This window comes from Phormidesmis sp. 146-12 (assembly GCF_052939495.1).
Map to the genome: position 1 here is coordinate 26,008 of NZ_JBJPHS010000015.1, position 22,569 is coordinate 48,576.

The 22,569-nt window shown below is 45.5% G+C and carries 21 protein-coding genes; 11 read left to right on the forward strand and 10 right to left on the reverse strand.

The genetic code is table 11. The features are described 5' to 3' along the window. The first annotated feature begins 61 nt into the window (after window positions 1–61). The 3 genes from ACKFKF_RS09185 to ACKFKF_RS09195 all read left to right on the forward strand — a co-directional run bounded on the left by ACKFKF_RS09185 (window position 62) and on the right by ACKFKF_RS09195 (window position 3,303). Entirely contained in the window at window positions 62–1,177 is a 1,116-nt protein-coding gene (locus tag ACKFKF_RS09185) for a DUF1350 family protein (protein ID WP_446867448.1), read from the forward strand. Between the two features lie 94 nt (window positions 1,178–1,271). Continuing rightward, window positions 1,272–2,126, forward strand: a complete 855-nt coding sequence (locus ACKFKF_RS09190) for a cyanophycinase (protein ID WP_446856395.1) — start codon at window positions 1,272–1,274, stop codon at window positions 2,124–2,126. A 505-nt stretch (window positions 2,127–2,631) separates the two neighbouring features. Further along, window positions 2,632–3,303 (forward strand): LabA-like NYN domain-containing protein, encoded by a 672-nt coding sequence (locus ACKFKF_RS09195; protein WP_446867449.1) that lies wholly within the window; start codon window positions 2,632–2,634, stop codon window positions 3,301–3,303. A 107-nt stretch (window positions 3,304–3,410) separates the two neighbouring features. Here ACKFKF_RS09195 and ACKFKF_RS09200 read toward each other — a convergent pair whose 3' ends face one another. Beyond that, window positions 3,411–4,322 (reverse strand): cation diffusion facilitator family transporter, encoded by a 912-nt coding sequence (locus ACKFKF_RS09200; RefSeq protein ID WP_446867450.1) that lies wholly within the window; start codon window positions 4,320–4,322, stop codon window positions 3,411–3,413. Window positions 4,323–4,789: 467 nt separating this feature from the next. Next, entirely contained in the window at window positions 4,790–6,406 is a 1,617-nt protein-coding gene (locus tag ACKFKF_RS09205) for a C2 family cysteine protease (RefSeq protein ID WP_446867451.1), read from the reverse strand. A gap of 147 nt (window positions 6,407–6,553) precedes the next feature. On the opposite strand from ACKFKF_RS09205, the gene ACKFKF_RS09210 reads away from it, so the two are divergent. After that, window positions 6,554–6,931 (forward strand): hypothetical protein, encoded by a 378-nt coding sequence (locus tag ACKFKF_RS09210; RefSeq protein WP_446867452.1) that lies wholly within the window; start codon window positions 6,554–6,556, stop codon window positions 6,929–6,931. A gap of 82 nt (window positions 6,932–7,013) precedes the next feature. On the opposite strand, the gene ACKFKF_RS09215 is transcribed toward ACKFKF_RS09210, so the two are convergent. The 3 genes from ACKFKF_RS09215 to ACKFKF_RS09225 all read right to left on the reverse strand — a co-directional run bounded on the left by ACKFKF_RS09215 (window position 7,014) and on the right by ACKFKF_RS09225 (window position 8,637). Beyond that, window positions 7,014–7,232, reverse strand: coding sequence for a hypothetical protein (locus ACKFKF_RS09215; RefSeq protein WP_446867453.1), 219 nt, complete (start codon window positions 7,230–7,232; stop codon window positions 7,014–7,016). 130 nt (window positions 7,233–7,362) lie between these two features. Further along, window positions 7,363–7,992 carry a ribonuclease H-like domain-containing protein gene (locus tag ACKFKF_RS09220; RefSeq protein WP_446867454.1) on the reverse strand — a complete coding sequence of 210 codons (630 nt, stop codon included), beginning with the start codon at window positions 7,990–7,992 and terminating at the stop codon, window positions 7,363–7,365. Window positions 7,993–8,097: 105 nt separating this feature from the next. Then, the gene (locus tag ACKFKF_RS09225) at window positions 8,098–8,637 is read right to left on the reverse strand and encodes a CAP domain-containing protein (protein WP_446867455.1); all 540 of its coding nucleotides are present in this window, start codon (window positions 8,635–8,637) and stop codon (window positions 8,098–8,100) included. Between the two features lie 408 nt (window positions 8,638–9,045). Between ACKFKF_RS09225 and ACKFKF_RS09230 the strand changes: the two genes are divergently transcribed. Further along, the gene (locus tag ACKFKF_RS09230) at window positions 9,046–9,372 is read left to right on the forward strand and encodes a hypothetical protein (protein WP_446867456.1); all 327 of its coding nucleotides are present in this window, start codon (window positions 9,046–9,048) and stop codon (window positions 9,370–9,372) included. Here ACKFKF_RS09230 and ACKFKF_RS09235 read toward each other — a convergent pair. After that, on the reverse strand, window positions 9,369–11,021 hold the full coding sequence (locus ACKFKF_RS09235) for an ArnT family glycosyltransferase (RefSeq protein ID WP_446867457.1): 1,653 nt from the start codon (window positions 11,019–11,021) through the stop codon (window positions 9,369–9,371). The genes ACKFKF_RS09230 and ACKFKF_RS09235 overlap by 4 nt on opposite strands. Next, complete coding sequence (locus tag ACKFKF_RS09240) at window positions 11,021–12,751, reverse strand: ArnT family glycosyltransferase (protein WP_446867458.1); 1,731 nt, start codon at window positions 12,749–12,751, stop codon at window positions 11,021–11,023. Before ACKFKF_RS09240 ends, ACKFKF_RS09235 begins: the two co-directional genes overlap by 1 nt. 608 nt (window positions 12,752–13,359) lie before the next feature. Here ACKFKF_RS09240 and ACKFKF_RS09245 point away from each other — a divergent pair. From ACKFKF_RS09245 to ACKFKF_RS09270, 6 genes are all read left to right on the forward strand, one after another. Then, window positions 13,360–14,328, forward strand: a complete 969-nt coding sequence (locus ACKFKF_RS09245) for a hypothetical protein (RefSeq protein ID WP_446867459.1) — start codon at window positions 13,360–13,362, stop codon at window positions 14,326–14,328. A 41-nt stretch (window positions 14,329–14,369) separates the two neighbouring features. After that, a complete protein-coding gene (locus ACKFKF_RS09250; RefSeq protein ID WP_446867460.1) occupies window positions 14,370–15,533 on the forward strand; it encodes an NB-ARC domain-containing protein in 1,164 nt (387 codons plus the stop codon). Between the two features lie 135 nt (window positions 15,534–15,668). Continuing rightward, window positions 15,669–17,573 carry a tetratricopeptide repeat protein gene (locus tag ACKFKF_RS09255; RefSeq protein WP_446867461.1) on the forward strand — a complete coding sequence of 635 codons (1,905 nt, stop codon included), beginning with the start codon at window positions 15,669–15,671 and terminating at the stop codon, window positions 17,571–17,573. 35 nt (window positions 17,574–17,608) lie between these two features. Continuing rightward, window positions 17,609–18,058 carry a tetratricopeptide repeat protein gene (locus ACKFKF_RS09260; protein WP_446867462.1) on the forward strand — a complete coding sequence of 150 codons (450 nt, stop codon included), beginning with the start codon at window positions 17,609–17,611 and terminating at the stop codon, window positions 18,056–18,058. 109 nt (window positions 18,059–18,167) lie between these two features. Continuing rightward, window positions 18,168–18,431, forward strand: a complete 264-nt coding sequence (locus ACKFKF_RS09265; RefSeq protein WP_446867463.1) for a type II toxin-antitoxin system HicB family antitoxin — start codon at window positions 18,168–18,170, stop codon at window positions 18,429–18,431. Further along, the gene (locus tag ACKFKF_RS09270; RefSeq protein WP_446867464.1) at window positions 18,424–18,663 is read left to right on the forward strand and encodes a type II toxin-antitoxin system HicA family toxin; all 240 of its coding nucleotides are present in this window, start codon (window positions 18,424–18,426) and stop codon (window positions 18,661–18,663) included. Before ACKFKF_RS09265 ends, ACKFKF_RS09270 begins: the two co-directional genes overlap by 8 nt. 183 nt (window positions 18,664–18,846) lie before the next feature. Here the strand turns inward: ACKFKF_RS09270 and nadA are convergent, their stop codons facing one another. The 3 genes from nadA to ACKFKF_RS09285 form a co-directional block, all read right to left on the reverse strand. Beyond that, window positions 18,847–19,818, reverse strand: a complete 972-nt coding sequence (gene nadA, locus ACKFKF_RS09275) for a quinolinate synthase NadA (protein ID WP_446867465.1) — start codon at window positions 19,816–19,818, stop codon at window positions 18,847–18,849. Window positions 19,819–20,188: 370 nt separating this feature from the next. Then, window positions 20,189–21,292: a glycosyltransferase family 2 protein gene (locus tag ACKFKF_RS09280; protein WP_446867466.1), complete on the reverse strand. Its 1,104-nt coding sequence runs from the start codon at window positions 21,290–21,292 to the stop codon at window positions 20,189–20,191. A gap of 160 nt (window positions 21,293–21,452) precedes the next feature. Beyond that, complete coding sequence (locus ACKFKF_RS09285; RefSeq protein ID WP_446867467.1) at window positions 21,453–22,430, reverse strand: glycosyltransferase family 2 protein; 978 nt, start codon at window positions 22,428–22,430, stop codon at window positions 21,453–21,455. Window positions 22,431–22,569 lie beyond the last annotated feature (139 nt).

The following is a 22,569-nucleotide window of genomic DNA, read 5'->3' on the forward strand; positions in this document are numbered from 1 at the left end:
AAGTCCTTTACAAGTGGGGAATTTGAGGGACAACTTCATGCAACCAAAGTAAAGCATTGCGTTGAGTTCATCGTCTAATTCTCCTGAGAAACGATCGCTGCCCACAATCACACTTCACACTTCCCGTCCTTTCTCTTCCTCCTTCACCGTTATGAATGCAGAATTTTGCTTTCGACCGCTTTCTTTTAGCTGGGTTGCAATTCATCCTCAGCCGAGGGGCGTAGTACAGTTTATGGGAGGCGCTTTTTTTGGCACGTTTCCCACACTGTTTTACCGATACTTGCTTAGACGGGTCTATGAGGCAGGTTATACAGTGATTGCGCTGCCGTTTCGGTTTAGCTTTCGGCATTGGCCGCTGGCGGTAGGTCTGCTCAAAGAACAGGATGAACTGCGGCGAGAAATTGCGCTGACGGCTCAACAGTTGGGCTACGAATGTGACCTTTATCAAGACAAAACTCGCTACTTTTGGATGGGTCACAGTCTCGGCTGCAAATACATTGCACTACTAGAATTTTTGAGCGACGATCGCTGGCCTTCTCTTCTAGAAACCTGTACGGATGCTCGTCAAGTTGAGCAACTCAAACACGCCATTGCTGACCTTCGCCCCAATACCGTTTCGATCAAGGGACAACCCTCACTTTTGCTGGCACCCGATATTTCAGATACCGAGAGTGCGATTCCGATTCGGGCGCTGGCTCAACTGCTCGATCGCCTTCAATTAGGTGTATTACCTACGCGCAAACAGACCCAATGTTTGATTGCTCAAAGTGATTTATTTAATTTGACGGGCTTGATCTCTTTTGATCGCGACACCATTGCTGGAAGTGTTGCCAATCCTGGACAAAAACCATACGCCGAGAATGATGTTTTGTGGTTACTAAATCAACTTAAGCAACGGGCTTTTCCACTACTCCATCAAGAGCTTTTGGGTAAACATCTCGAACCTGTGGGCGTGAAAATTGGATCATTCATCGTGGATCTCAATCCCTTTGATAAGTTTGTCAAGAGAATTAGCGATCGTCCCCTCGAAGATAATGTTCTTCAATTTCTAAAAGAGTTGCAGCAACGCCAACAAGCTCCTAACCTGGCTTCAAATGTTCAAAGCTTAGAGGACAATAATAGTATAAAAAATAGTATAAAAATTCCAGTGTCAGCAGTCTCTATTTCACAAGACTGAGAGATGTTTTGTATTGAAATCTACCAATTGGATGTTATTTGTGGCTGGGCTGTCATGATTTAGTGAACAACATACTCACAAATTCGGAGGCAGCATGGTCGCAAATCAGGTGCAAGAGGCAGCAGAAACTGAACCTCAAGAAAGTGTCGCATTGCCCGAAACACACGGACAGCTAGTAATCATTGGTGGGGCAGAAGACAAAGAAGGAGATTGCAAAATCCTGCGGGAATTTGTGCGGCGATCGGGCGGTCTGCAAGCGCGACTTGTGATCATGACTGTTGCAACAGGATTGCCCGGAGAAGTTGGCACCCAATACACCGAACTTTTTGAGGGAATGGGCGTTGCGAGCGTCAAAGTTTTGGACAATGCCAAACCAGAAGATGCCAGTGACCCAAGAGCGTTGGAACTGATCGAGCAAGCAACGGGTGTCTTTTTTACGGGAGGCAATCAGGCACGGATCACCGAGTTGCTCAAAGACACAGAACTAGAAGCCTTGTTGCATAAGCGGTTTTCAGAAGGCATTGTGATTGCGGGGACGAGTGCAGGCGCGGCGATGATGCCCGACATGATGATTGTTGAAGGCGAATCAGAAACCAATCCTCGGATGGAAGTTGCCCAAATGGATCGCGGCATGGGCTTTTTGCCAGGTGTGGTGGTCGATCAACACTTTGCCCAACGCGGCAGAATTGGCCGTCTCCTATCAGCCGTTGCTCAACAACCTGTTAATCTAGGATTTGGCATTGATGAAAATACAGCGATCGCTATCAATGGCAAAGAGTTAGAAGTGATTGGCGAAGGGGCAGTGACAATTGTGGATGTTGCCAATATCACTCATAACAACGTTGATGAACTTCTCAAAGATGAGCCACTTGCTTTGTGTGGTGCCACGTTGCACATTCTGCCCCAAGGCTACAAATTTGACTTAGAGAAGCGGCAGCCGATCGACTAGTCAGCAGTGAGTTGATAGTCAACTTCATAGCAAGCTGACAAGTTAAATTCAACATCTCCTCAGATCCCTGGTTTCATCAAGAAGTCGGGGATCTGTTTATGTGAAAGGTTTGATTTACTAATCAGTCATATTAAGTCGGACTAATACTTAAGAAATAATAAGATTTGTGTGTTTGTATCAAACGATGCTAGAGACTGTTAGGGAAATCAAGTAATAGATAAAAAAAGATAAGAACTGTTCAATTTCTTTAAACGCGATTTAGGAGAAGTTTAACCGACTCTTCAATTCTCCGTTTAGGATAGACTGTGAACACGATTCTGAAGGCAGGGTTTGACCTATTCGGAGTTTGAGGCCTGGGCAGTTTCTCCTACTTCCTTTTCAAAACGAGCCACTCTTGAAGCTCTGTGCCTATTTCAGTTCACTGTCATGTTTACTTAATTATTTTAACGGCGAATTTTCCATCCATGAGTTCGATCGAAATGCCGCTCTAAAGGAGTCATTCAAAATGCAGCTAGTTCCACGACCACGACGGGATGGAGAGTCCTCTAAAAAGTTTGAATCTGATCATCCGCCAAATCAACCCTGGATTGCGTTTACCGAGCAGTCAAAGGTGGGAGATGACAGACGCTCTCGTGACCTGCACACTGGAATTTTGCGCGATCGCTACACCGATGACGCTCTAGATTATCGTGAGTCTGATCGCGTGGTGATTTTGGTTGATGGCTCCAATCTGTTTTATGCGGCTTCTCAACTCAATTTAGAAATCGATTATGCGCGGCTGCTGGCTTATTTAACCAAAAATCGTCGTCTGGTGCGGGCTTATTTTTACACGGGGGTCGATCGCTCCAACGAAAAGCAGCAAGGGTTTTTACATTGGATGCGTCGCAACGGCTATCGAGTGGTTACTAAAGATTTAATCCAGCTTCCAGATGGTTCCAAAAAGGCGAATCTGGATATTGAGATTGCGATCGATATGCTGACATTAGCGGCTCACTGCGACACGATGATTTTGCTCAGTGGCGATGGCGATTTGACTTATGCAGTCAATCAAATTAGCTATCAAGGTGTGCAAATCGAAGTGGTTAGCTTGCGTTCGATGACCAATGATACGTTGATTAACGTTGCTGATTCCTACATCGATCTCGAAACCATTCGCCAAGATATTCAAAGACTGTAGTCAAAAGTGTGGCGGTCTTGTTGGGTGATCGGGGTTGTGGGGCAGTCGATCGACTCCTTCCAACTCTCCTGAATCCAAACTGTGGTGTGACTATTCGCAGACGAGTCTTACGATCGCGCCTCATAGCTAATGTGATCTGATTGATAAGCGGGTGGCTCTACGTGAATCAGGACTCTGACAGGACTGTACTTTTCCGCCAGCCGAGTTTCGACTTCTTCGGTAATGTGGTGCGCCGTCTCGACATCTTGAGCATCTACAATCAGGTGCATTTCAATAAAAGATTGACGACCGACCACTCCCCGCGAGGCAATGTCATGACAATTTAGGACTCCAGGCACCTGCGTTGCAGTTTCGTAAATCGCTTCGGGCGCGATCGCCATCTCATCCACTAGCCAGGGCAAATTTTGGCGCAGCACTGACCATCCACTCGTAAAAACCAGAATCGCCACCGGAAAAGACAACGCCACATCCAGCCATTGCCAGTTAAACGCCCAGATCCCAATCAAACCAGCCAACACGCTAATCGTCACCCACACGTCGCTCATGGTGTGTTGGGCATCCGCAATCAAAATCGGACTGCTGACCCGTTTTCCTTCTCCCCGCTCATAGAATGCCACAAAGATATTCACGCCCAAAACCAGCAATAGTAGCCAGAGTTCGGTTGCAGAGATTTGAATGGGTTTGTTGGTGCCAATCAGCCGTTCGATCGCGCCTTGAATAATCTCAAAACAAGCAACTCCTAGAAAGGCAGAAATGCCCAGTGCGCCCACCGCCTCAAACTTTTGGTGTCCGTAGGGATGGTCGCGATCGGGCTGAGGAGATGAAAAGCGACTGGCAATCAATCCCAAAATATTATTAGCGCTATCGGTGAGGCTATGAAGGGCATCCGCCAGCAGACTCAGCGACCCTGTTGAGTATCCAACGACGGTTTTGAGCGCCATGACAAATAGGTTGAGCAGTAGAGTAACGACTAATACTTTGCGTACTGTCGATCGATTGTCCAGAATCACAAGATCCACCTGATACCGTTTAGTTGCTATGACGATTAGTGTAGAACAGAGCGGGCTAAAAAATCCTGAAGTCTTGACTGCTTACAGATTTCAGCTTTCTATAGTGTGTGTGAACTCTTGAGGCTACTGTCAACTAGCGATCGAGCAAGACAGTTAAAAGCGCGAGTCTTTGTGATTGAGAGGCTGTTTCTTTATGTGTATCTTTGTCATTTAAGGCAACGTGAATTCGATGGAGTTTTCTCACTTCGTTATTCAGCACTTCTGCCCCCCAACCCCCCAATTTTGGGGGACTTTGAGACAATATTTCTCGTTCAAAGTCCCTCACTTGTGGGGGATTTAGGGGGCTGAAGCCGATTGAAACGAAGCGAGTCACTCTCATCGAACTGACGTTAAGAAAGTGTTGTTTTCTTTCTTGAGCAACTTAGAATCTATCAATAGACAGAGCGATCGCTTTTGTCTTCATTTCGTTAAACCTGTCAAGAGACGGTTGTAAAATCCCAACTGTTGAAGTTGTCTGCAATCTGTTTGCGTGTGACTTCGATTTGAGTGCCCCAGGGATTGTAAAGCTGAAAGCGATCGCTGATGGCGTTGTAGTTAAGAAGTGTGTAAGAGTGATTGGCCGCAATACCATACTCAACCGTCGCTCTTGTGTTGAGTGCAACCATGCTGCCAGCGTTCATTAAGCTGATCAGATGATTGGCGTTATTGGGTTGGGTGTGACTGCTCGTAGTGCGTCCTGTCAGTTGCGACAGCGTGTCGTCTGGCCATCCGTAATTGATTCCACTGGCGTTGGTAAAAGTGGCTGTAGTCGCAATCGTTTTACCGTTGTAAGAGTTGCTGTTGTCTTGACCAATCCAGCCTGATTCATTGAGTTGAGCATAGGCTTTCTCGATGAGGGCGACCCATAGTTCGTTATTAGGATTGGTGAAGTGACCGCCCCCCCAACTGGCAAAGGCCGCCGCTCCTTCGGGACGAACGGGCAGAAAGCGATCGACCGTCACATAATCTGCAACGCCCTTGTTAAAAAAGCGAACCGTGTAAGTGTCGTCTCGATTGTCAATCAACATGCTGAGAATGGTATTAGGAGCGCGCAACGCAACCGCCCCCAACGCCGAAAGCAAGTAGCAGTTTGATACATCTTGCTGCACGATATCCTGGTAGCTGATTCCGTTTTGAAAGAGATCGCCATTTACAGATTCGTATTGATAAGTTGTGGTGCGATCGTAGGAAAGCGCGATCGGACGATCCTGTCCCAAAAACCATTTGCCGATCAGACGATCGAGTTGTCCAGCGCTGCTGTTGGCATAGAGACTGCCGATTCCAGAGCGCAGATTGGCGGGTTCACTGTAGACGACTTTGTTGGCAAGAACCTTGACGTATTCTGGCATTCCAAACTGAGCCGCATGAGTCACGATCGCTCTCAAGTCGGTCAATTCTGTAGGGTCGATCGTGCTGTAGTCTTTGGTTTCTCGAAGCAGCGTAATCATGTCGTTGCGATTGAGGGAGCCGTCTGCAAACAGTAAGTAGCGCGCTTCGCCAATCAGTCCTGCATCGCGTAAGTTAGTACTAAACCAATCGCCTTCGGAAACGCTGAGATGATAGCGAGTGTCACCGCTAAATTGTTTGACTTGTACAAAGTAAGTTCCGATAGATAACTCTGCGCCAATTAATTCGGCAACACTGCCCCGTTGAAGAGAATTAACAATAGAATCACTGTCGTCTACAATTTTATTACCGTTAGTATCGCGGACTAATTGAATATCTGCGTCACTAGCCAACCCAGTTAAGGTAATGCTGGCAGAAATGCTGGAGGTAACGCTAAATCGATAGTTGTCTAAGGGATTGCGATCGCTCACATCACCCCTTAATATGCGAGTCCCGGCTAGCGTTCCCAAGTCCATCTCCTGAGTAGAGACCCCAGGCTGAACCGAGCCTCCCACACCGGACTGAGAGGCAGCACTCACCGCAAGAGCAGTCTGTAGCGGAGCATCACAACTCCATAAACTCAAGGGGTTGGCATCAAGTTGGAGGCGATCCGATGTGGGCATCTGTTCTTTCCTGGTATGAGCGATCGGGGCTGATTTGCGACCCATTTTTTAGCTTCACAAATCTAGGTAAGCCTTCCCCCTGTTTTCAATAACAGCACAGGTTTGGGAGAAAATGAAAAAACGGAAATCAAAAAAGACATTTCTAGAAGCCCGATCGCCGTACCATAAAAGAAAGATTTATCGCTTTATGTCATGACATCCCTAACTCTAAATTTAATCGAAGGTTCTGTTACTTTTCGGTTTACCCCCGAAGCGGCTGCCGACCTAAAGGGAGCGATCGCTCAACTGATGGAAAGCCTGAAAGCCACCGCTACCAAAACTCCTGGCACTAGAGCAACGCCTCAGAAGCCGATGGAATATCGCTACACGGGCGATGTTTTTCTAGAAATCTTCTGCAACCCCAATATTTGGCCCACTCCATTCGCCGCCAAAGTGCTGATTACATTGAGGGACGATCGGATTCGCATCACCACCGAAGCTGAACTAAGTCGGATCATTGACGATCTCAACCAGTATATGGAACAATCCAGCTATATGGAACAATCCAGCTATATGGAACAATCCAGCTAAATTCTAAGTTGAAAGCAAAAAGCCTCCCTTAGACTGATCTTAGAGAAGCTTTTGCAGGCATTTGTATGTATTTAGATTGGCTCTACTCCATTGGAGAGATGTCGGTTTCTACATGCCAATGCTCGTCACTGGCATTGTTTGGCGGATCGCCCTCGACAATTAAATAGCTCCAACAATACTTTTCGCGCTGTGCTCCAAGGATATAACCAGGTCTTCGGTTTACTTGAACTTTTTGCCCAAAGTGAAATTTGGGTGCTGTGAAGGAAATGACTGAGTTATCGATTTGGATGGGTTCGATCATATTACTTCAGAAGGATTTCTATTAAGCCTCTTAATGAATCTGTAAGAGGCCTAGCTATCGTTCCCAACTCGTAAGAGTTTCAGCCTCGGTGCCAGAAATTCGTCAGTAGTGAGATGTCTGAAGATTTTTGTTAATGATCGAAGATGTTTTGATACTGCAATAAGTCCAGCGACGCAAAGATGGGAAGACATTGGAAACACTGTTCAGCCAGGTCTAGTCGCTCCTCTCGCTCTAGCATAGTGATTAACTTTTGCCGAGCACTGATCAAATAGCGGACATCATTCGCCGCATAGCGAAGTTGGGCTTCAGACAAATTCATCGCGTTGCCCCAATCAGAACTTCCGGCACTCTTGTCTAACTCCACACCCTCCAATTCCTGAATCAGATCCTTAAGACCATGACGCGGCGCATAAGTGCGAATTAGCTTGCTGGCAATTTTTGTACAAAAGATAGGATTGACCTGAATGCCCAAATGATGGCGCAGCGTCGTGATATCAAATCGGGCAAAGTGAAAGATTTTTGTAATGTGAGGTGCTTCTAAAAGCTGTTTGAGATGAGGCGCTTGAGTCTGACCTCGATCGATTCGCACGACCGTCACCCGATCGCTAGCATCACAGAGTTGAACGAGACAAAGCCGATCGCGCAGAGGCAACAACCCCATCGTTTCGGTATCAACGGCCAGCGCGTCTGTCTGCAAATAAGTCTCCAGCATGTCAGCGGAGAGATCGCCCGTGTAAATTTGAAAATCGTTGGAGTCCATAAAAAAGAGTAGGAATCGGGAGGGAGATGCTGCCCTGCTGTGATTTGCCCGATTATTCTAGTCCTTTTTGATTCCCTAAGCTCCCTTTCCTACTCCCAATTTGTACTATCCACGGATAAACAACTGCGTAAAGTAGATCTCATTTTTGGCATTTTTGCTTACGCCAATCCCGGTGAGATTGAATTGCCCCTGAATGTTTCTCAGATGCCCCGGACTCTTGAGCCAGCCTTGTACAGTCTGAGTTGCCGGATCTTTGTAGCCCATGTTGTAGGCCACATTTTCGGCGGCAGCCCGATAAGCGATCGTCTTACCAATTTCTTGAATGCGCTGGTCAAAGCCTTGATGACCAAAAGACACCCTTCCACTCGCCATATTTTGGCTATGAAGCCTCGCCTGCTGAGTGATAGAAGAATCCAGCTTTAGGGCGGGTAGTTTGCGAGTGGCGCGATATTGGTTGATCTGCTTGAGAATGGATTGCTCCATCGCGGCTAATGATGGATCGGCTTGAGCAATCAGTTTGGGTGCTGTAGAAGTAGCCTGCGGCAGTGTGGCCGGAGTAAAGCTATGAGCGCACTGAGTCAGGCTCAAATTGCTTGCGATCGCTATCGTGCCGATCGTGACTCCAGACAAAAGGTTTTTCAGCATGGACAGCCCTTTTATACAACTTAACGGTTGACGTATCGAGAATTTACAGGTTCCCGCTTTGTAATGATAGTCACTTAGTCGAGTGTGAAATTACAGGTGAAAAAAGAGCTACTTCTGACAGACCGACTGTTTTTTTAGAAGTTTTTTTAGAGATCGATTAGTAGAACGATCGCAAGTCTTAAAAGCTTCACAGTTTTAGGAATTAAATCACGTAAATCTGCTTAAGTGGAAACCCCAATTTGTTATTTCAAAGCCAACAAACCTGAAAAGAAATTATTCCTTAAGTTATAGGGATTTGTTTTTTAGTTCATGAATAATTAAGGATATACTTTGATCCACCCAATCTACTAACTCGAAATGCTCAAAGCTGATTTTTTCACCTCATCGCTCTTTTCCCAGAGGATTTCATTGATTAGTAGATTAGACTCTGTTTTAGGAATTGCCACCTTTAATTTAGAGGGGTTGCCTCAATGCTATTTTGCCACCGAAGACAACCCCAATCTGATGTGGATTCAAACTGCCTTTCAAACGATGGGACTGCGATCGCTGCTCTCACTAGGTGACTTTGACCACGCGATCGTTTATGGACAAAATCATTGCATTCTGCTCGTTCAGCAACCTCAGACGTATGTAGCAGTTTTGCTGCCCGCGACCGTCAAAGTTTCGAGTGATTGGATTGAGTGGGCCCAAAAGTTTGAAATTAACGAACTGAGCGATCGCTTTCAAGCAAGCTAAGACTTTACGCCACCCGCCGGACGAGGATAAGGTTTGACCAACGTTTCTCCGCGATAGACATAGAAGGTTTCAACGACAATTCCACCCCGTCTGAGTGGCACTTCTCCTAACTTTTGAAAGGTCTTAAAATAGGGCGCAAACTCAGCCGCCGAGTCTTCTCGCTTCTGATATTGACTTGAGGTGATATACAGCCCAGTTTTGCCGATCCATTCTGTTGCGGTTGACCAAAATGCAAACCCGCGCACGTCTCTTTGATCAAAACAAGTCATCGGAATCGGTGCCAAAGGTGTCAACGCCATTGCCACATGTCCTGATAGATGAAAGCGATTGCTAAACATAAAGTCGGCCGATTTGAGCGCCGCCAAAAGCTGTGGAGAATTGGCAAACTCTCGCCGTAATTGCTGAATATCTACCAGCTCGATCGACGCATCTTCTTCTGGCGTGAGAAATCCTCCAAAAAATGCGGTACTGCTGGGAGTCTGTAGCGTGCCAAAACTGACGTGAGAGAGGGCAATCAGGAGTAGGGTGAAGATGACGATCGCTGACCCATTTAGCCATCGTTTCGTTAATTTTGGATGCCGTTGTTGCCAGAGTGCGGCCTGTTGACCCAGCAGCGGGGTGGCGGCAAAAAATCCGGGCATTGTCCAGGTGGGCAAGATTTGCTGATAGCCTCCGATCAGGGTGAAGCTGAGGAAGGCGGGGACGGAAATCCAGAGGAGGAGTGAGGAGTGAGGAGTGAGGAGTGAGGAGTGAGGAGTGTGGGGTGTGGGGTGGGGGGTGTGGGAGCGGATGATTCCTTTAAGGGATACCCACCAGAGCGGCAATCCGAAGGTTGGAAACAGGTAGGCTGACTGAATGAGGGCAGTTTTGATGACGTTGGGAACGCTGTAGCCTTTGGAGGGAATGCCACGATTACTTTGGAAGCGAAAAGATGCCCAATCGTGTTGCCCATTCCAATACAAAATGGGTGAAATCGTTAATAGAAACAATCCAAAACTAAGAAGTGTCCAGGGCGATTTTAGAGCGATACGGTGAGGTGAACTGGTTAACACAAATGCCAGCAGACCAAAGCCTAACAAAAAGCCATGATACTTTCCTAAACATGCGAAGCCGACGAGCAATCCGATCAGCGCTAATCGATAAGTGGGACGGTATATTTGTTCAGATGGAAAAAATTCGCAAGCCGCTACCCACAAACAGAGTGACCAAAAAAACATCAACGGCCCATCGGGGAGTGTGAGAATGCCGAAGCCGATTTGAAAGATGGGAATGCAGGAGGCGATCGCCAATGTCCACCAGCCGGCCTTCTGAGAAAATAACTGGACGGTGGCTCGGTAGAGAAAGTACAGCGTTGCGGTGTAGAGTAGCAGTCCCCCTAATCGAATCGTAAATTGTGAGACGCTGCCTGTAAGCCAGATGCCAAAAGCGGTTGTCCAGGCGACGAGGGGCGGGTGGTCAAAATAGCTCCAGTCGGGGTGCAGCGTGTAAATGTAGTAGTACGCTTCGTCAAACCCTGGAGGTAGTAAAAACGCGACGAGACTTCTAAAAACCAGCCCTCCGATCAGCAGAGTGACGATCTGGTTCGGCAGATATCTCTTTGAGATTGCCCGCTTCGTTTTGTTGCTCCACCATTTTTGAATTGTTTGCATTACCGACCCAGAAAACGAACGACTTGATAAACGCCTACCTGTTTTAGCATTTCGTACTGCTGAGGTGAGATTTGGGCTTCTTGTAGCGTGCTGCTGGTTGTAATCACCAGAATCGATCGCTGTTTTTTCTGACGGAATTCTTCTAGATAAGGTGGCAGTTTGCGGGCGCGGTTGAGAAACACGATCGGTTGTTGTGTGTAAAAAACCAGACTCGGCTTCTCAAAAGAATTGGTCGCCATGACGATCGGTTCATCTGCCTGACGAATTTGCACCACCGTTTCGGCAACCTTTCTCAAAGGCAGTTGTCGCTCAATATCGATCACTCCAAAAACGGGCGTGACAAACAATAAAATGAATGCTGCGTAAGTGATTAACTGAACGCTCCAAAATCGCTGAATCTTGTGTTGAAAAATCAAAATTGTGCCTGCGATCGCGCCTCCTAACCAGATCAATAATCCAACCCAATCCAATTTTGCTTGTCGAATTCGCTCACCCAGATTGGGCATGGAGGGATCACTATCGAGCCAATTGGGACTATAAAACGCACAAACCGCCAGCGTCAAACACAACGCCAAACTGACATAGACACTCAGCTTAAACGCCCACGATTTGGACTGAGTTTGCATCTGATAATCCCACCACAGCGCGACTAGAATGGCGGCAGCCGGAACGAGCGGCAAGGTGTAAGTAATGTATTTTGTGACGGCGATCGTAAAAAATCCCAGTACAACCCCAAACCAAATTAAAGCAAGCAGTCCGAGGTGTTGCGATCGCGGTTTCTGTCTCCAGTTTTGTCGAGCAAAATGACCGATCGCAGCAGGCAAATAAATCGACCAGGGAAAGAACCCCGCCAGCACAATCAAAATGTGAAAGTACCACGGGCCTTGATGTTGGTTGACGACACTGGTAAAGCGATCGACATTATGCACCCCAAAAAACGAGTCTACAAAAGCCGCTCCATTTTGAAGATAGGCCGCCCCATACCACGGCACACTCAACCCTAAAAAGATCAGCATCCCCGGCAAAAGTTTAAGTTCTCTCAGCCCTTCTCGCAGCTTGCCCACACAAAACAGAAAGAGAAGCACGATCGCTCCCGGCAGCACAATTCCTACGGGCCCTTTGGTCAAAACTGCCAGCGCCATCAGGGCGTAGAACGTCAGATAAAAACGCGCTTGAAGTTGGGGGCGATCGACCTGAAGATATCCCAAAAAGAAGGCAAACAGCGATCCTCCAAAGCAAACACTCAACACCATATCCGAGTAGCCCAATCGCCCAAAAAAGAATGACTGAAGATTGAGCGCACAGATGGCGGAGCCGAGGTAAGGGAGTGAGGAGTGAGGAGTGAGGAGTGAGGAGTGAGGTTCGTTGGCTTTGCGATGGATGTTGAGAATGTGGAAGCAGAAGGCAGGGAGGAGCGTGCCAGCGAGGGCGGAGGGGAGACGGGCGGCCCATTCGTTGACTCCGATCGCTTTGAAGCCGATCGCTATCAGCCAGTAGATTAGCGGTGGCTTGTCAAATCGGGTGACTTCGTTGAAATAAGGCGTGATCCAGTTTCCGGTGACGGTCATCTGACGGGCGGCTTCGACAAAGAGCGGTTCTGTTTCGTCGAGTAATCCCGTGCTGCCGAGTCGATCAAAAAAGACCAGACAACTCAACAGGAAGATCCAAACGATCGGCAAAAGACGGATGATCCAGGGCGGCAATTTCTGCCCAAAAATCTGCGGATTCAAGCGATCGAAACTCCTCTATGCAGAAGCAAGTCAGCAAGCGGTAGTTTGACACGAAACCACACTTTTTGAAACCGTAACCAGAGAGGAGTAATGATGTTCTTTGTGGCTGTGATGTTCTCGTTCAGAGGCGCTTGGATCTTTGGGCTATAGCAGTCTTAAATTGGTCGTGAGACAGTTCGGTGGCGTGGTTTTGGTTTTTGGTTATTAGTTATTGGGATCTAAGGAAGGCTAAGGTCAGCGGACAGGGGTCGGGCTTCGAGGCGGCGGTGGATGAGTTGGGGCAACGGTTTGCTCGCAGACCCAAGAAGGTAAAGTCTCAGCAGGCACTCTTGTAGGGTTCAGGCGGATTAGTCGCATTAAAAAAGGAAGCGTTCTCGTTTTAGGCGGGGACGTTCTTGTTCTAAGTTGGGATGTTCTTGTTCTGAGTTGGGATGTTCTTGTTTTAGATGGAAATGTTTTGGGTTTGGGTAGCAATTGTCCCTCTTTCAACTCGATCGTTCCCTTTTCAAATGAGACAACCGATAAATCGATCGTGGAGTTTCCGGGCGGATTGAGAATTTCTTTGCTAAAAAAGATACAGCCCTTCTCCTCATTCGTCACTAGAATCTATGTTGGAAACAATTCCCCTTTTGCTGGCGACTCCGATCGCAAAAATTATTCTCGATAAGCTCTATGAAGGGGTAGGCTCCAAGCTTGGCGAAAAAGTGGTGGAAGCAGCAACGGCACCGATTCAAAAGTTGGGACAGGTGGTCTGGGATCGTTGCTTTAAGGGCAAGCCGGGAACAGATAAGTTGCTAGAAGCAGCGGCAAAAGGGTCAGAGCCTGAGCTAAAGCAGGTGCAAAATTATTTGCTGAAGGAGATGGAGAATCCAGCATTTGTGGAAATGGTGAGGTCGATCGCTCAAGAAATCCATCAGGTGTTGGTTCGGTTTGAGGATGTGAATGCTAAAAACGTCCAGCAGATTTTTGGTGGGCAAGGATTACAGGTAAATGAAAGGCAAGACCAGCCGATTATTCAAATTCAGGGCAATCCGACACTGCATTTTGGGACACAATCGAAATCTGATAACCCTAAAACCACTCTCATGTCTCACGATCGCTTGCGTCACCTAGAAAATCAGTTAGAAATCCTTCAAGAGCAACAAGCCGAGCTTGAACAAGAAGCTTTGCTGAGAGGAGGATTGCCCAAAGTTCAGATTGAGCAGGAATTACGACTAAAGATTAAGCCGAAAATTCGTGAATACGAGCAAGAGTATTGGCAGATTTTGGCTAAGTCTGCACCGGAAGTGATCGCAGACCCAGATGCTGAAGTCATTGTGGCGGAAATTGTCGAATCGGTGGGTCGGCTGGAGGCGCAGCAGGACTCTCCGACGGAAATCATGCAGATTTTGCTGGGACTACGGGACAAATTGAACCGACCGGAGACTTCGGCGGCGATTAAGGTGAAGTGGGCGTTGTCAGCAATTCCGCCGTTTGTGAGTCTGGCGACGGAAGGTGAGTTGGATCTGGAGAAATTTTTGCAAACGAATTTCCCGACGTTTAGAAGGTGGTCTAAAGAACTGGCAAAAAAGTTGTAGATCGCGATCGCTCTCAAGAGAGGAACGGTCGTGGTACGCGAATGCCTAAATCTCCCTTCTTTGCAGATAATAAGGAGGCGGCATTAAGAGACGTTAAAAACTTTACTGGACGAAGCGAGGAATTAGGCAAACTCGAAAAACTCTTGATCAATTCAGAAGAAGAGCAAGACCGTTACGTTGTTGGGTTAGTCGGGGGTGCAGGTTTCGGTAAGTCTGCTCTCGCTCAACATTTTGCCTACATTTATAGGAAAGAATTTCCAGATGGTGTAATTTCATTGAAAGTTTGTGGTGAGACGGCGATAGCCATTGCTTTTCGTCTTGCACGCCGTTGTGGAGAAGAGATTGAATCAGAAAACAGTTGGCAAGATGCTGAAGCGATTATGCAAGAATTTATTGCAAATCGTAAAATGTTGTTGATTTTCGATGATGTTACTGATCATCGTACTATTGAACCTCTACTTCTCCCTGAAAGTCAATGTTCTGTTATTTTTACAACTAAAGATCATAAGGTTTTCAATTCTCTGATTCTTCCAGAAAACAGAAGAATTTCTGTCTCCAATCTACCTCTCGAAGATTCTCGCAAGCTATTTAGAGATACTTTAGACGATGAATCTCGCTTCGTTCTCAAAGCAGTTGATGACATTATTAAAGCATTAGGGGGGCTTCCATTAGCAGTGAAAATAGCTGCTTTAAATCTTAAGCATCCAAACGATCAGAGTCTCGACAGCTATGCAGCCTCATTAAAAGAGGCTAAAAACACTTTATGGCAGGACAAGGATCTTCTAGAAGAACTTGAATTTAATACTGACCTAAACATTATTATATCGTTGGATTCTAGCCTGCAACGCCTAGAGAAAGATGAACAAGGTGCAGTTGAATTCTTCTCATGCTTAGGAGTTTGTGCTGAACAAGGATTTTCACTTCAGACAGCAATAGTAGCAAGCGGCTGTACAAAATCAAAAACCAAAAAATATCTTACGCGACTTCTCCATCTTTGTTTACTATGTAAAGCAGGAGACCGATATATATTTCATACTCTGATTCGTGTTTACGCTCGATATTGTCTAAGGAAAAGTAACAAACAAGAGGAAGTAGAAAGGCGATGTGCTGAATTTTTCATAGAAACTGTTAGAGAAGTTCAAGGACAAGAAGATGTTTCTACAGTTGCAAAAGATTTTGATGATATTATTTTGGCAGCACAATAGTTACAACGACAAGATAATTCTATATTGAGAACTTACAATTACTTGCAGTTCAGCAACCGCTTAAACCGATTATTTGGAGAACATGGCCACAGCTATTGGTCTCAAGCAATTAGGCTAATGGGAGGATTTCAGAAGTTGGCAGAAGATTCAGCAGATTGGGAGGCTGTAATCACATTCCGCACTCGTCAGGCAAAATATCTTGCTTTTCAAGGACATTTGCTAGAGGCAGAAGAGATGCTAGAGGCTAATATTATTAATTCAACTCTAGCGAAAATTGAAAGCTCTAAAACTTGCCAACGTGCCAGAGTAAAATACTTAGTTCGTCGAGCTAGACTTTTACAAAAGAGGAAATCAGAAGAGGCACTAAATCAGGCAGAAATTTTCTTAGAGGAAGCACGTTTGACCGTAGAGAAAGAGAAGCTAAGTGACCTAGAAAAGCGAAATGTTCTTGATAGTTTAGGAGCAGTTTTACAAGATAAGGAAGATTTTAAGCGCGCTCTAGAAATATATCAAGAGGTCAACACCCTTAACCAAAGTCTTGATGATAAATACTCAATCGCAAGGGGATTAAACTGTGAAGGTTTCTTGCTTGGAAAACTAAGTGAGTCTGATGAAAGTCGGTTTGCTGAAGCCTTAAATAGCTATAAGCGTTCCATTGAAGCTAGTAAAGAATTAAAACAATGGAACTATTTAGCAATTAGCCTAGAGCAATTAAGTAGATTGTACGAGAGGCGAGGTGATAAAGACCAAGCTATATACTACGTTAATTGCGAACTTCAGCTTTGGAAAGATTTGAAAGATGAAAGACGAGAAATTGTTCCTCTAGAGAGGTTAGCCAAGTTGAGTTTATTATTAGAACCTCCTAAAACTGATGAAGCTCAAAAAGCTTTTCAACGCAGAGTCGCCATAGCTGAAAAAATTGGTAATCTGAAACAAACAGCACTTTGCTTAATGCATTTAGGAGGTTTTTTTCATAGACAGCGTGATCTTGAAGATGCCCTAAATAATTTTATACGTGTATTTAAGCTCCGCAGCTATCTTGAAAGTCAAGAAAATTTAGCTTCCACCTTAAGAGATTTATCAAATCTATTTAAGCAGAGAGGTAATTTCAGTGAAGCAAAAAGAACGGTTGAATATGCCATCGAAATTTATACAGAGATTGACCATCTTCAAGAATTAGCAAGTAGCTTGAATATACGAGGCTTGCTGCACAAGAGACTGAAAAATTATAATGATGCCCTTCATGATTTTAATTATCAAATTGAAATTAGTCTAAAACTGAACGATCAAAAGCAACTAGAGCATGGACTAAGAGGTATCAATAGTTTACTAGATATTCAGGAGTGGGATGAAGCAGAAAAAAGTCTTGAGGAGTATCGGAATAGATTTGATAAGCTACAGGAGCAACGCAATTTATTAGTATGGTGGAAAATACGCGCTGAGTCCTTTGAAAACCAGAACAAATATCATGAAGCTGAAGATTGCTATAGTAATGTTCTCAGCGAAGCTAAAAAGTTTAGTGATTCTCAACAAAGAGTAAAGGAACAGGTAACTGCTCTTTGTAGGTTGGGGCAACTGTATGCAAAAAACAGCGGTCAGGAAAGCCTTAATTGGTCAGTAAACCATCTTCATGAGGCGATTAAGATTGCTAGCAACACTCAACATTTGGAAGAAGCTCACGCTGCTGTGGAGGAAGCATTGCGGGGAGCAATTCAAGGAACTAATAGACGTAGCGATGTTTTGAATTACTGTGATGAGATATTACAAATTTTACCTGCTCATTCAGGCTTATCAGACTTACGTCAAGGTCTAGTTTCGTCAATAAAAACAGGTTTGGTGTTACATATCAAGACTCATCCTCAGAATAATTACCGATGGGGACATATTGCTCCTCACGATGGAGGAAAAGATATTTATTTCAGCGCTAAATATATTGGCACCAATTGCTTATCACAGTTGCAGAAAGGAACACTTGTTGAAGTCGAGGTGGAAACTACTAATGACGGTTATCATGCAACGCATATCAGAATTTTGAAGTAGAACCATAAAATTTCTGCTCTAAAGAAATTGATTCCTTGCTGAATCCCACGGTGCGATCGCTCCAGATTCGAGAGCAGCAGTTAGGAGGCGACCATCCCGATACGGCAACCAGTCTAAATAATTTGGCACAGTTGTACGACTCACAGGGACGGTATGAGGCAGCCGAACCTTTGTATGTGCGATCGCTCCAGATTCGAGAGCAGCAGTTAGGGCCAGACCATCCCGATGCGGCAACCAGTCTGAATAATCTGGCAGGGTTGTACGCATTGCAAGGGCGCTATGACCAGGCGGAACCCTTGTTGGTGCGATCACTTCAAATTCTGACCACAAAATTTGGTCTAGCCCATCCCGACACCCAGCGAATACAAATAAATCTAGCAACGCTCTATGACGACATGGCGGCACAGTGCAAACTGCAAGGGCGCTATGACAAAGTAGTGGAATACTTGGAAAAGGCGATCGTTCTACGTCAGTCGATCAACTAAACGATCACAAGGGCAGCCATGAGAAACACGATCGCTGGTTAAAATGAAGAGGCGATCACGCTTGCAAACGCGGCTGATACCCTAAAAACAGGTCTTACCATTCAGGCTTATGGACTTCTACACTCTTGTTCTAAGACAAAGCGCAGGATACTGGGTCGCACTCTGCCTAGAGAACGGCGTTGTTGGGCAAGGACACACCCAGGATACAGCCATTCAAAAGCTAAAAGACGCGATCGACTCAGTACAGCTAGTCGATCAGTCTGACAATCTCTACTCTGAACCTGTATCCATCAAAGCGCTGCATGAGTTTCTCAACATTGACTCTCAAGAGCCAACCTTAGAAACTTACGAACTACGGGCAGTCCATGCCTAAAAACATCCCTTCACTCAAGCCAAAGCAACTGATCAAAATTTTAGAACGGGCAGGCTGCACATTCTATCGCGAAGGTAAGGGAGATCACTGCCTGTATCGTCGGATTGTTGAGGATGAGAAAAGAATTGTCCCGATCGATATGGGCGCAGGTGAAATGTCTCCAGCTTATGTGTTGAGGATCTTCAGACAATTTGGCTTTACAGATGAGGAAATTGAAGAACTATTGGGTTGATGCTGTCTAGACCTTCCCTCTAGTGCTGGAGTCGATGGTCTCTTAGGCATGGACTTTTTGACTTTTGTAGGCGCGATCGTTGATATCCAACAAGCTCAAATATCACTCAAGCAAACTCCATGATGATGCTATTCTCTGTTGATGGCTGTTCTGATCTGGATTTCTCAAACAGCTTCCTCAGCCTCAAACACTCATTTCTAGCATTCGCTGCATCGGTCGGAGGGCCGCGAGTCGAGTGGCTTCGGGTAAGGTGATTTCTGGGGTGCGGTTTTTCATGGCGAGATACAGCTTCTCTAGCGTATTGAGACGCATGTGGGGGCACTCATTGCAGGCACAGTTGCTCATCGGTGGAGCAGGAATAAACTGCTTGTCGGGGGCGGCTTTTGCCATCTGGTGAAGAATGCCTGCCTCGGTCGCCACAATAAAAGACTGACTCACACTTTGCTGACAATACTTCAATAACGCCGTTGTCGAACCGATGAAATTTGCATGACGCAAAACAGCAGGTTCACATTCTGGGTGAGCAATCACCTCAGCGTCAGGATATTGAATCTGAAGTTGCACCATTTTCTTTTCTGAAAACGTCTCATGCACCATACAGCTTCCTTGCCACAGCACCAGATCGCGTCCAGATTGCTCACTGACATACTTGCCGAGATTGCGATCGGGCGCAAAAATAATCGGCTGATCGACTGGAATCTGACGCACGATCGACACCGCATTGGCGCTAGTGCAAATAATGTCACTCATCGCCTTAATGTCTGCTGTGCAATTTATATAAGAAATTACCAAATGATCGGGATGTTTTGCCTTAAATTCAGCGAAGGCATCCGGCGGGCAGCTATCGGCCAGAGAACACCCCGCATTCAAATCAGGCAGTAAAACGAGCTTGTTGGGGTTGAGAATTTTGGCTGTTTCTGCCATGAAATGCACCCCCGCAAAGACGATCACATCCGCGTCTGTCTGAGCGGCCTGCTGCGAAAGCCCCAGCGAATCGCCTAAGAAGTCAGCCACGTCTTGAATATCGGGGTCTTGGTAGTAGTGCGCCAAAATGACCGCATTGAGTTCGCGCTTGAGGTCTGCGATCGCCTCAAACAAATCACGAGGCAAATCACGAGGCAAACGAACCGTTGGAGAGGAAAGCTGAGTAAACACGATGGCGATCGATTGAATAAAAGACCTGTGTTCCTGTAATTATAGTTTAATTCACCAAAATCAACAAGTTTATTTTTATCTAAACCTACCAACTCGCTCAAAACTCAGTTGACATCTGTCCAGAAATACGGACTAGAGAGCAATCCCTTTAGGGTGATTAAGTGAACAGATTGACTAAGCGTAACTTCGCCAATCCTACGATGTGAATACTTGGTATAAATCCTTGGTTGGGTGAGATCGAACCCAAGTGAACCTATGCCAAATGTGCCCTTGTCGAATCAAAACGCAAATCAACCACACGAGACTTAAAGACCAGAGTCTATAATTACTTTGAATCGGCTCTAATCGATCCACTTACACAGACGGTCTCCTAAAGCTGCGCTACTTTTCTCCAAACTTTTAATAGCAATTTAGGTGCATAAGGTTTGAGAAAACTCTTAAAAGCTAGAGAAGAGTTGAGATCAGCTTTCCATCGAAACCTTATCAAATGGATAAGCTGTAACCCTTCTATAAGTTTTCTTTGAGCAAACAGATTGACGAGCAATCCCTCCAAGAGTTGCCCCCAGACAACTGGCGCTAGCGGACGACTTCTAATGAATTCCCAGAAGGAATCGAGAGCTTTAATATCTCGATGAGTCAATTCTCCGTCTACTCCTTCCGCCATTAGCCAATATTTTTGATAAGCATCATTGTCCAATGTCTGAAGCAAAGCCCACCAGAGTCGTTGATAGCTCGTTTCTGGAAGATAGCACTGGGTTCCTGTAAGTTCTTGAACAGCATTTAGGGAAATCTTGTAAGCATATTCAAGTTGATCCTTACGATGGATCGTAGTGATTCGCGAACTGTCATCCATCCGGCGTTTTAGTAAAATTTTAGAAATGTTTTCTAATCGAGACTGACGGCTCAAACGCCAAAATATATCATAATCTTGGGATCGCAAAAACGTTTCGTTATAACCCCCTATGCTCTGTATGAGGGCACTTTGTGACATCAGAGTTGAGTGATGCATGGGATTATTAAACAGAAAAGCGGCTTCTAATCTTTCATGCTCTGAAGGAGGATAATCCTCTCCTATTTTACTCCCTTGGGGATTGATCAACTCAACGGCCGTCCCGATCGTACCCACTTCAGGATGCGTTTCCAGATAGTCAAACTGCTGACTCAAGCGATCGAGAAAAGAAATATCATCACCATCCTGACGCGCAATATACTTGCCTTTAGATACACTCAAGCCCTTATTTAGTGACTTTGTTAGTCCTAAATTACGTTCGTTATGAAGTAATACAATCCGAGAATCTCGATCGGCATATTCAATTAAGATAGGCCAAGTGCTATCTGTAGAACAATCATTGATAATGATGAACTCAAAGTCGGTAAAGGTTTGGTTCAAGATACTGTCTACAGCTTCTCGCAAATATTGAGAGCCATTGTAGACCGACATGACGACGCTGACTTTGGGAGTTGGGTGAGACATAGAATTCACGATATGAGTTACACACTGTCGTATAGGTGATATGAATTATGGTTAGCACTTGAGACTCTTTCAGAACCTGCTTTCCTTCAAACAAAACTCACTACACTCAGGCACTCATTTTTTCAACAACATACAGTATAACTGAGGGATTGCCACGCTATTATTCAGTACTTTTTGCCGTATTGAATAATCTGAAAAAATATAGATTTAAATGAGCCTTTATGTGAAAGCCGGATGCTGAAAAGGCTCCATTTAGAATTTTTAGCAGCAAATCTCTTTTTAGCAACAGAAAACTCAAGCATCCTGGTCGCTTGACGCAGTAGTGAGTCCAGAGTTGCAGAGCAATCCAATATTTTTTCCAACCGCTTGAGCCGCTCAATGCTTTAGAGATCAAGTATTGATAATGATTGGAAAAGCTTTGTGATTTTAGGTGACGAAGAGACTCTGGAGCGCGGCTGTACGCACCTTCGATGAGTTGTAAGTAAGAGGCTTCTGACCGGAAAATATCTCGAAAGGACTTTGAGCGCGTGGAAACCCGATAAAGCAAGTTAACTTTGGGAACTGAAACAAACTCATATTTCTCAGCTAACTTCATATATAAGTCTCGATCTTCGCTATGAGACAGCGACTCGTCGAATCCTCCGACTGCTTCCAAAGCCGCTCTGGCTATCAGTGAGTTAGAACCATTACCCACAATATTACTCAACAACAACTGAGCATGAACATTGCCGGAATAATTACAACGTCCACCGATTCCGATGAATTTGCCAGATTCATCAATGCGATCGAACCAGCTATAGGCAACTGCTGCCTTCACCGGAGGTTGTAAAGCCTTCCATTGATCTGACAGATTATCAGGCAACCACAAATCATCTGAATCGAGAAATGCAATCCATTCGCCAGAAGCTTGAGCAAAACCGATATTGCGGCTGGCCGCAGCATTACCCTTGTCACATACAATGACCTTAATCCGAGGATCTGGTTTCGCTGAAACAATCTCAAAGGTCGAGTCTGAAGACCGATCGATGACAACAATGACTTCAATATCTGAGAAAGTTTGATGGAGCACTGAATCAACAGTTTCTCCGATCGTAGCTTCCGCGTTATGAGCCGGAATAACAACTGAAATGGTCGGCATGACTTACTCACTTATTTCTTACAATCAATCATCTAGTGATGAACTAGACATTGTTTTGTGCAGGATTGCTGTTTTATGAGAGATTTAAGCGATCGCAGCCCTTGATTTCAAGCTTGGTCAGTTGAAGAGGATGGTTGAG